The sequence below is a fragment of the Pseudoalteromonas sp. S3260 genome, from assembly GCF_005886925.1.
In the GTDB taxonomy this organism is placed as follows: Bacteria; Pseudomonadota; Gammaproteobacteria; order Enterobacterales; family Alteromonadaceae; genus Pseudoalteromonas; species Pseudoalteromonas tetraodonis.
The window spans coordinates 1-10,193 of sequence record NZ_PNCV01000094.1; the positions used below are offsets into that span (position 1 = coordinate 1).

A 10,193-nucleotide genomic window follows, 5' to 3' on the forward strand; every position below is an offset into this window, starting at 1 on the left:
TTTAATAGCGCTACATTTAATTCTTGTAGTTAAATATAGAAAACAATTGTTAAAAGGTGATGTAGGTGATTTTGTAAAACAAAAAATCACTGAAATTGCAGAGCGCTCAGAATTTAATATCGAAGAGATGGAGGTGGACAAAGATCATATACACATATTGCTAACGATTTCTCCCAATATCAGCGTTGCGAGTTACGTTAGGTGAATTAAACAATCTACAACGCAAAGTCTATGGTCGAGATTTAAATGGTTTAAAAAGCAATTCTGGGTTAAAAAGACAGTTTGGTCTGACGGATATTTTGTTTGCTCTGTTGGAAATGCGGCTGCTGATACAATTCGAAAATACATTCAAGAGCAGGGCTAACTATTCCGATTCATCCCATCGACGCCGCTTCGCGTCGAACAATGGGTTTTCTCGGAAAATTTCGATAAATAAGGTATGGCCCTTTTATTAAAATGAATTACAAAGCAATATAGATCGTTGATAACTCAAAATTCGACTTGCTTAAATATTAAGAGAGAGTTTTGGAAGTGTCTAATTTAAAAATAATTTTGATACTAAAGTATGTGCTACAACAACATAACGCATTTGTAGCACTCAAGTATACTAAGCACTTTTACTTAACGGTGTTCCACTGTGAAACTTAAAGTCTTCGTCATCAGATAAAATTAACTGTGCTTCTATTTCAGAAAATTCTTTTACCCGCTCGGTGATATCAAAATCAGCAATGTCTTGAGCAAGGGTTAAATAATCTTGGTAATGACGTGCCTCAGAGCGCAGCAATGAAATATAAAAATCCCCTAAGCGTTTATCTACATGCGGGGCAAGCTTGGCAAAACGTTCACACGAGCGAGCTTCTATGTAAGCACCTACAATAAGCTTATCAACTAAGGCATTAGGCTCAAACGTTTTAACATTGCGTAGCATGCCTTTGGCATAACGACATGGCGTTATACTTTTATATTCAACACCGTATTCATCCATAATTTCGAGGACTTGATAGAAATGATGCAGCTCTTCTTTTATCAGCATTACCATTTTATCAATTAAATCTTGGCCATAAGGCGAGTTAGATTTAGGGATAATGGATTTAGTGAGTTTATTTTTAGCCGCTAAATCACGCCAATTTCCCTCACGTTTATAAATAAGCGTTTCAAACGGTTTAAGCCATTCAAGCAGTGCATCACTGCTGTCTTTATCTACCGCATACTTACGAATTAAAAACATGGCACTTTGCGCCGCTTTTAATTCACATATTAAGTGATCAATTAATATGATGGGTAAGTTTTCTTTTTTGATTGCTTGTTCAACCCACTCATCGGGAGTACTGCATAATAAAAAATTGTTAATTGGTTCTAAAAGCTGGCTATGTGGCACGCTGACTACTCATTGCTAAAAATTGCGATTATGGCATTTTAACATGAAATATTACGCTGAATAAAATAAACACTCGCTCTTATTGCAAGCATGTGGATAACTTGACTTTGTATACTTACTGAACCATAACTAAATGGACTGTATAAAAACAAACCAATTATAACCAAACAGTAATATATCCTTTTATGGAGAGCACGCAATGATACTAAATCACCTATGGGGCTTATACGCCCACCCACTCGAAGAATGGCAAACAATTGATAACCGTCACGAAAGCTTAACCTATAGCTTATCGCATATTTTGCTTATCGCTTTATTTCCCTCAGCAATGGGGTACTACTCATCGGTTTACTTAGGCTGGAGTATAGGTACAGGTAATCCAGTATTTTTAACCCATGAAAGCGCACTGATGATTGCCGCAGCCATGTATTTCGCTTTAATTGGCGGTGTATTTGCACTGGCCTATTTAGCCCATTGGATGGCGGTTACTTTTGGTGCTAAACCGACTTTTACCCAAACAATTGAGCTGGCAGCTTATACCGCTACACCGGTATTTATGTCAGCATTGGCTGCTTTTTGGCCTGAGCTGTGGTTTGTGGTGTGTGTTGGATTAGTGGCCCTGGCCTACTCAGTTTATTTACTGTACACCGGCGTGCCAATTTTGATGCACATTCCGCAGGAGCGCGGCTTTATTTATGCAAGCTCTGTTGTTACCTGTGGATTAATTTTACTGGTTATTATATTAGCACTTACCGCTATGCTATGGACCAACGGTATTATCAGCCCCATGTTTACTTAAATATTCCTTTATCATAGACGCAAAAAAGGAGCTGTTAAGCTCCTTTTTTTATTAGCCTTAAAATACTATCAGGCTGACATTACATTATTAATCAGATTCGTTTTCATCTTGATTATGTATTTCTAAACTAGATGACATCGCGTTTTCACGGATGCTTTTAGCTGAATCGTTGCGCAGCTTATCTATACGGTTTAAGTAATCTTGATCAATGTCGCCAGTAATGTATTGTCCGTCAAACACTGATGTTTCAAACTTAGTGATCTCTGGGTTTTCTTGGCTAACGGCAGCAATTAAATCGCTTAACGATTGAAAGATTAAACCATCAGAGCTAATGCTTTGGTTAATATCTTCTACTTCACGGCCGTGTGCAATAAGTTCTGCCGCAGATGGCATATCTATACCGTATACATTTGGAAAGCGTATTTCAGGTGCTGCTGATGCAAAGTAAACATTTTTAGCGCCTGACTCGCGTGCCATCTCTACAATTTGTGCTGAGGTGGTACCACGTACAATTGAGTCATCAACAAGTAGGACATTTTTACCTTTAAACTCACGGTCAATCGCATTGAGTTTTTGGCGAACTGATTTTTTACGTAGCTCTTGACCTGGCATAATGAACGTACGGCCAATATAGCGGTTTTTAACAAAGCCTTGGCGATACGGTAAGTCAAGCACGCGTGCCATTTCTAATGCAATATCACACGAGGTTTCAGGAATAGGAATAACCACATCAATGTCTTTGTCTGCCCATTCACGCGCTACTTTTTCACCTAACTTAGTCCCCATATTTACACGCGCTGCATACACTGACATACGGTCAATGGTTGAATCCGGTCGCGCAAAATAAACAAATTCAAAAATACACGGTGAGTAAGACACTTTATCTGCACAGCTTAAAGAGTGAAACTCTCCATTTTCAGTAACATAGATAGCTTCGCCTGGGGCAACGTCACGAACAAATTCAAAACCGTCAGGCTTTAATGCTACGCTTTCTGAGGCAAACATGTATTCAGTGCCGTTTGCTGATTCACGTTTACCAAACACCAATGGACGAATACCGTTTGGATCGCGAAACGCCACAATACCATGACCGATAATCATGGCGATAGTGGCATAACCGCCACTTACTTTATTGTTGACTTCAGTAACCGCGGTGAAAATGTCTTCAGGGTCTAATTTTAGTTTGTCTGATTTACTTAGCTCATGCGCCATGATGTTAAGTAAAATTTCAGAATCAGAAGTCGTATTAACATGGCGACGTGCCTCTGAAAATAACTGCTCTTTTAACGACTCGGCATTGGTTAAGTTACCATTATGTGCAAGCGCTATACCAAATGGAGAGTTTACATAAAACGGCTGAGCCTCTGACGAGCTTGAAGAACCCGCCGTTGGGTAGCGCACATGGCCAATGCCAATGTTGCCTTGCAAACGTTTCATATGACGAGTGTGAAATACATCTTTCACTAGGCCATTTGCTTTGCGCAAGCTAAATGTATTGTTCTCAATAGTTATGATACCCGCAGCATCTTGGCCACGGTGTTGCAAAACGGTTAAGCCATCATAAATCGCCTGATTAACTGGCGATGTTCCGACTATTCCAACGATACCACACATGTAATTTATCCTCGCCGATTAACGGTTTACTGAATTTAAAAAGCTCGAGTTGTTTTCTAGGTACGAAAAGAACCATTCAACTACAAAGCCAAATTCTGGAATCAAAATGGAGTTGCCCCACCAATGCGTATTAGGCGCACCAGTAAAAGCATCAAGAAAGAAGAGTAACGCGCTCACGACCAACACGCCTCGAAGAGCACCAAACACCACACCAAAAACACGGTCTGTGCCGGATAATCCGGTTCGCTGTACAAGCTCACCTAAAATATAGTTTAGTAAACCGCCTAACAATAGCGTCGCAAAGAATAATATGGCAATGGCCGCCGCATTTCTTAAAAGGGGTTCAGAAATGGATGTTAGGAAGGAAGCTAAATATTGATAAAATAAGCTGGAGATGATGAAAGCCCCTGCCCATACCGCTAATGACATAGCTTCTTTAACAAAGCCGCGTATTAAACCGATGATGGTAGAGAGTGCAATAATGCCAATAATGGCGTAATCAACCCAGATCATAAGAACCAATTAGTCGCTAATTTTGGGCGCATTCTATACCTAAACCTCCTTGTGATGCAAGTTTAAGCGTGAGATTACAGGTGAGTAAACACACACCATTATTAGATTAAAAATAGCGCAGATTCACCGTTATAAAAACAACAAACATTTTGTTTATAGCGCATCTATTTTGCTATTTTTGTGTGGGCATTGATAAGTAAAGTTAGCGAGCTAAAATGGGATAAAGGTCTAGTTAAACGTATAAAATAAGACGAGGTAAGTGTGTAATATCTTGCGATAAACACACTTCCTTTTATTGAATTTATTTGGTCACTTCAAATTGAGTAACTTTACCGTTTAGTTTAGTTAGCTCTTTCAGCGCGGGAAGTTGAGACTGCAGCTCATTTTTATTTAATGACGGTCCTACAAATACTTTAGTTAAAGTACCATTTGGCGTTTTAATTGGCCTAGTAAAGCTTTTAAAACCTTTCGTTTTTAGCTTTGCCTGCAACGCTTTTACATTTGCCGCATGAGAAAAACTACCAAGCTGAATGACATACGCCATACTTGTTAAGTTTTCATTAGTATTACGCGTAGCGTTATTTTGCCCGGTAGTTACTGTGCCTTGCTTTGCATCGGCTATGACCGCTTCAACCATTGCTGGCTGTGCAGTAACGTCAGTTTCAGCAGAGCTGTTTTGTTGCTCAAATGCAGCATCATCAGGCTGAATATCTTCAATTTCATCCTCTTTTAATGGTTCTGTATTTGCCACTTGCTGATCAATTGATTCTTGTAAATCAATGGTTTTGAACTCAGAGCGTTCTGGAATCGCTTTAAAGCCTTCTTTATAGTGCGCTTTTTCACCATCGAGTATATTGGGAATAAACACAATTGCTGCGATCACCACAATACTTGTACCGACTAAGCGATTAATAAAACCTGAGTTCACCGACATCCTCTCTATTTTTTAAAGTAATGAATAGCGCCAGCCACGGTAAAAAATGAACCAAATACAATTAATAGTGTGTTACTTGGCTGGTTTGGCAAGATAGTATCCAATGCTGCCTCTACGCTATTATAACCCTGTTTAAAATAACTATTAGGAATACTTAAAAGTGCCTGATGTAGATTAGCAGCGCTATCGCCGCGTGGGCCCTCTAAGCTCGCAAACGACCATTCATCTACTACATCACTAACTTCTTTAAGCACACCGACCTTATCTTTATCAGCAAGCATAGCGGCTAATGCATGAATTTTAAAGCCTTTATCTTTATAGCTTGCTAATTTAGTCGCTAAATAGCGAGCTGATTCAGGGTTATGTGCCACATCGGTATACACTAATGGCTCTGCACTTAGTTGTTGAAAACGTCCCTCAACGACTAAGTTCACTAAACACTGAGTAATCACCTCATCGCTCGGTAATAAGTTTAATACCGATAGTGCGGTTAGTGCCGTGGCTACATTTTGACATGGAATTGCTGGTTTAGGTAACTCAAGATTATGCTCTTTAAATTGCCAACTAAAACTCTGCGCGTGCTCTTTAAAAATAAAGTCGCTGCCAGATAACACCATATTAGCGTTAATTTCTTTACCATAATCGGTCATTGTATGTGGAATATTTAAGTCCCCAATAATTGCAGGAGTACTCTCTCGAAAAATACCCGCTTTGTCATAAGCAACTAATTCACGCGTGTCACCTAAGTATTCTTTATGATCTAAGTCAATCGTGGTAATGATGCTGGCATAGGGGGTAACAATATTGGTCGCGTCAAAACGCCCGCCTAAACCTACCTCTAACAGCACGTAATCAACCTCTAAACGCTTGAATATTGCTAACGCGCCTAAGGTGCCATATTCAAAATATGTCAGTGGGATGTCACTACGACCTTGTTCTAATAAATTAAACGCATCGACATGGTATTGATCGTCAAGCTCTGCGCCATCAACGCGTACGCGCTCATTGTAACGAATTAAATGCGGAGAAGCATAAGTACCAACACGATAACCTTGGGCTAATAACAGTGACTCTAAACAACGTGCTGTTGTGCCTTTGCCATTGGTGCCTGCAATAAGAATGATTTTACTTGAGGAGGTTAAAAGCCCAATGTTGTTAGCAACACGAGCAACGCGTTCTAAACCCATTTCTATATTAGCAGGGTGAACACTCTCTAAATAACAAAGCCAATCATCAAGGCTTGATGATTGGCTAGGAATTGTTTTTGTCATAGCATGTAATCAGTAAAGCTGAAATTTACGCTACTCTATGCTCTTGTTCCGTAGAAGGCAAGTTCATAAATTTTGCTAAGATACGTGCTAGCGTATCGCGCATTTCTCGACGGTCTATAATCATGTCGATTGCGCCATGTTCTAACAAGAATTCACTGCGTTGGAAACCCTCTGGTAGCGTTTCGCGAACAGTTTGTTCAATAACACGCGGACCGGCAAAACCAATCAAAGCTTTAGGCTCTGCAACGTTAATATCACCAAGCATTGCCAATGATGCTGATACACCACCCATTGTTGGATCTGTCATTACAGAAATAAACGGTAGGCCTTTTTCAGTCATTTTAGCCAGTGCCGCACTGGTTTTAGCCATTTGCATAAGTGACATAAGGGCTTCTTGCATACGTGCACCGCCCGATGCAGAAAAACAAATCAGCGGCATATTATGCTCTAAACATTGGTCAACCGCGTCAACAAAACGGGCACCTACAACCGATGCCATTGAGCCACCCATAAATGAGAATTCAAATGCAACAGCAGCAACCGGAATACCTTTTAGGTTCCCTTTCATTGCGACAAGCGCGTCTTTTTCACCGCTTGACTTTTGAGCTGCATTGATACGGTCTGAGTATTTTTTTGAGTCTCTAAATTTAAGCACATCTTTAGGCTCGTGTTGAGCGCCTAATTCGTGGCGGTCACCGTCATCTAAAAACTGTTCAAGACGTTTACGACCACTAACACGCATATGATGGTCGCATTTAGGGCATACATTTAGTGACTTTTCTAATTCTGCTTTGTATAAAATTGAATCACATGACGTACATTTAGCCCATACACCTTCTGGAATTTCTTTACGACCTGAAGATTTAGTCGTTTTTGGTAAGATTTTTTCTAGCCAACTCATTTGCAACTCTCTTAATGCTGTTCTGTGTCGCGAGTCTACATGTTAACCATGCAAACAAATTTTTCCAATTAAAACATGAATTACGCTATCACGGTATAAAAAACTGGTCTTAGTAGTTAGCCCTACGAATAATAGCGTATAAAAATCATCACCTGATTACCTTTTAAATATCGGTATCGGCTAAAAACAAAGGCCCCAACGGCGTTCTAGGAATATTAAAGTGTTCTGGGTAATCAACATCTACTAAATATAAACCCGCCGCTTTTGCTGTGGCGCTCGCTTTGGCCCGCTCTTTAACATCTAACAGCTCTTTTAACCAAATTGGTTCATGTTTATGTAAACCGATATCCATTAAACACCCGGTAATATTACGTACCATATGATGCAAAAACGCATTGGCTTTAATATCAATAATGACATAAGCACCTTGGCGCTGTACCGATAAATGATGAATCGTTCGCGTTGCCGTATTAGCTTGGCAGTGAAGCGCTCTAAACGAGGTAAAGTCATGCTCACCTAATAAATATTGGCAAGCCTGCTGCATTTTCACTTCATCTAAAGGATGATGAAAATGGGTAACACCTTCATTTAATACCGCACCACGAAACGCATAATTATAAATAACATAACGATAACGACGAGCAGTTGCACTAAAGCGGGCATGAAAGTCTTCCGCCACAGGTTGTGCAAAACGAATAGCAATATCTTTGGGTAATAAGGTGTTCATACCTAATGTAAAGGCCACCATTTCACGCTCAGCATGTGTATCAAAATGCACTACTTGTCCAGTGCCATGTACACCGGCATCGGTACGCCCTGCACATACAATTTCAACTGGATGATTACAAATGCGCGACAACGCTTTTTCTACTTCTTGTTGTACACTATTTACGTGTGATTGACGCTGCCAACCACTGTAACGTGCGCCATTGTATTCTACTCCAAGTGCTACTCGCATAATTACTGCTTTACCTACTGTGCTAATCGACGCTGCATTTTATGCTATATGGCGCCCCAATAAAAGCAGCGAACTAAGGTTCCTAACTATGCAATACAAAAAACCCGCTATTAGCATCACTAATAACGGGTTTTCATATCAACCATACCTTACAGGAGCTTGGTTATTAATTTTTAAGTTTAGCCTTTAAGCTTTTCGCTTCTTCTTGCACATCATCCGGGCCATTATTAATGATCTCATCCAGGATTTTAACTGCTGAGTCTGCATCATCAATCTCAATATAGGCATGTGCAAGATCAAGCTTAGCTGAGTAACCCCCGCTTTGGGTATCAACATCCATAGGGTTATCACCAGCCAGAAGTGAATCATACTCACCTAAACCAACATCCATATCGACGTCTGTGTAAGGTTCGTGATCTAAATCAGCTTCATCGCTTTGCTCTAATAATGCATCAATATCAACAAAGTCATCCTGCGCTAATGGCTCAGTAACCTCAGGTTGCTCAATAGGCTCTTGTAACGAGGATGCGCTTTCGTCAGCTAAGTCTTCACTTAGTAAGCTATTAAAATCAACATCGAATTCACTGCTGTCGCTTAAATCAACATCATCAGGTTCAGCCAACTCATTCAGTAATGAATCAAAATCTGTTTGCGTTAAATCAGCCATGAACTCATCATCTAGTTCATCATCTGAAATCATGTCTGATTCTGACGGTACTGACGTTTGCGTTAAATCAGCTTCACGATCAGCATTTGTTTGCTGATCGGTAAATTCAGCTGACTCTGTTAACGCATCAAGTTGATCATCGTCAAAATCATCATTAGAGCTAACAGCTTGCTCATCTGCAGCTTGTTCAGTCAGATCTGCAGACTCTGAAATATCATTATCTAAAGCTTGCTCTATATCTAACTCTGAAAACTCATTGTTAAGTAACAGCTCATCATCAAAGTCATCTTCTAGGCTATCGAGATCATTACCTGCTGATAGAGCATTAGCGAGATCTTGCTCTGCCTGACTAGGCGACATACCTGTGGCATCACCATCTAAATTATCACCTTGTAGCTCTTGTGGTGTTAGTGATTGATGCTCTTCATCAGATAAAGGCAACTCATCATCAAGCTCTAACTCAGGATACTCCTCAAGTTCTTCACTTGGGGTGATTATTTCAGGCTCATATAGCTCATCGTCATCTGTCGATAAATCATTGTTTTGGATATCGCCAGCAAGCGGATCATCACCTAAATCAATTTCATCTTCATCAAGATCATCGTCTAAGTCATCCATTGACCAATCAGGTACTTGTTCATCCTCATCGCCTGTTTGCTCAAGCTCACTTAAAAGATCATCGACACTTTTGAAGTTTTCATCGTTGTATTCGTCAGGCGCATCTTCTGGGTCGAGTAAAGTAGAAGACGTATCGGTAAAATCATCTTCTGATCCAACATCAGGCTCTGCTTCAAGTTCTGGCTCTTCTTCAAGCTCAGGCTCTGCTTCAAGCTCTGGCTCTGCTTCAAGTTCTGGTTCTACTTCAAGCTCAGGCTCAGCTTCAAGTTCTGGCTCTGCTTCTGGTTCTGTTTCAGATTGCTCATCTAAGCCATCAACTGACCAATCAGGTGCTTCTACATAATCATCACTTGTTTGTTCTAACTCGCTCAGCAGCTCATCAACGCTATCGAGGTTTTCATCGTTGTACTCATCAAGCGCGTCTTCTGGATCGAGTAAATTAGAAGACGTATCGGTAAAATCATCTTCTGATTCAACATCAAGTTCAGGCTGATCTTTAAGCTCAGACTCTGATTCAAGTTCAGGCTCAGCTGCAACTTC

At 40.3% G+C, this 10,193-nt stretch carries 9 protein-coding genes and 1 pseudogene; 2 read left to right on the forward strand and 8 right to left on the reverse strand.

Annotated features, from left to right (window positions below):
- Nucleotides 1-364: pseudogene (gene tnpA / locus CWC14_RS19790) on the forward strand (IS200/IS605 family transposase); the annotation flags it as partial.
- A 243-nt stretch (nt 365-607) separates the two neighbouring features.
- Here the strand turns inward: tnpA and miaE are convergent.
- Nucleotides 608-1,378, reverse strand: coding sequence for a tRNA isopentenyl-2-thiomethyl-A-37 hydroxylase MiaE (miaE, locus tag CWC14_RS14960; protein WP_138563642.1), 771 nt, complete (start codon nt 1,376-1,378; stop codon nt 608-610).
- Between the two features lie 199 nt (nt 1,379-1,577).
- Here miaE and CWC14_RS14965 point away from each other — a divergent pair, with 199 nt between their 5' ends.
- Nucleotides 1,578-2,177, forward strand: coding sequence for a Yip1 family protein (locus CWC14_RS14965; RefSeq protein ID WP_036981893.1), 600 nt, complete (start codon nt 1,578-1,580; stop codon nt 2,175-2,177).
- A gap of 87 nt (nt 2,178-2,264) precedes the next feature.
- Here the strand turns inward: CWC14_RS14965 and purF are convergent, their stop codons facing one another.
- The 7 genes from purF to CWC14_RS15000 all read right to left on the reverse strand — a co-directional run.
- Nucleotides 2,265-3,791 carry an amidophosphoribosyltransferase gene (gene purF / locus CWC14_RS14970; protein ID WP_138563644.1) on the reverse strand — a complete coding sequence of 509 codons (1,527 nt, stop codon included), beginning with the start codon at nt 3,789-3,791 and terminating at the stop codon, nt 2,265-2,267.
- Between the two features lie 18 nt (nt 3,792-3,809).
- Nucleotides 3,810-4,304: a CvpA family protein gene (locus CWC14_RS14975; RefSeq protein WP_008111063.1), complete on the reverse strand. Its 495-nt coding sequence runs from the start codon at nt 4,302-4,304 to the stop codon at nt 3,810-3,812.
- A gap of 301 nt (nt 4,305-4,605) precedes the next feature.
- Nucleotides 4,606-5,232 (reverse strand): SPOR domain-containing protein, encoded by a 627-nt coding sequence (locus CWC14_RS14980; protein ID WP_138563646.1) that lies wholly within the window; start codon nt 5,230-5,232, stop codon nt 4,606-4,608.
- Between the two features lie 11 nt (nt 5,233-5,243).
- A complete protein-coding gene (gene folC / locus CWC14_RS14985; RefSeq protein WP_138563648.1) occupies nt 5,244-6,509 on the reverse strand; it encodes a bifunctional tetrahydrofolate synthase/dihydrofolate synthase in 1,266 nt (421 codons plus the stop codon).
- 25 nt (nt 6,510-6,534) lie between these two features.
- The gene (accD, locus tag CWC14_RS14990) at nt 6,535-7,410 is read right to left on the reverse strand and encodes an acetyl-CoA carboxylase, carboxyltransferase subunit beta (protein WP_008111068.1); all 876 of its coding nucleotides are present in this window, start codon (nt 7,408-7,410) and stop codon (nt 6,535-6,537) included.
- Nucleotides 7,411-7,573: 163 nt separating this feature from the next.
- On the reverse strand, nt 7,574-8,368 hold the full coding sequence (gene truA, locus CWC14_RS14995) for a tRNA pseudouridine(38-40) synthase TruA (protein ID WP_076923124.1): 795 nt from the start codon (nt 8,366-8,368) through the stop codon (nt 7,574-7,576).
- A gap of 166 nt (nt 8,369-8,534) precedes the next feature.
- A partial coding sequence (locus CWC14_RS15000) for a FimV/HubP family polar landmark protein (protein WP_283957453.1) occupies nt 8,535-10,193 on the reverse strand: 1,659 nt, incomplete at its 5' end.

Excerpts from the sequence above, each read along its gene's own strand:
- CWC14_RS14965 (WP_036981893.1), top strand. The coding sequence starts at position 1,578 with ATGATACTAAATCACCTATGGGGCTTATACGCCCACCCACTCGAAGAA.
- purF (WP_138563644.1), bottom strand. The coding sequence starts at position 3,791 with ATGTGTGGTATCGTTGGAATAGTCGGAACATCGCCAGTTAATCAGGCG.
- CWC14_RS14975 (WP_008111063.1), bottom strand. The coding sequence starts at position 4,304 with ATGATCTGGGTTGATTACGCCATTATTGGCATTATTGCACTCTCTACC.
- folC (WP_138563648.1), bottom strand. The coding sequence starts at position 6,509 with ATGACAAAAACAATTCCTAGCCAATCATCAAGCCTTGATGATTGGCTT.
- accD (WP_008111068.1), bottom strand. The coding sequence starts at position 7,410 with ATGAGTTGGCTAGAAAAAATCTTACCAAAAACGACTAAATCTTCAGGT.
- truA (WP_076923124.1), bottom strand. The coding sequence starts at position 8,368 with ATGCGAGTAGCACTTGGAGTAGAATACAATGGCGCACGTTACAGTGGT.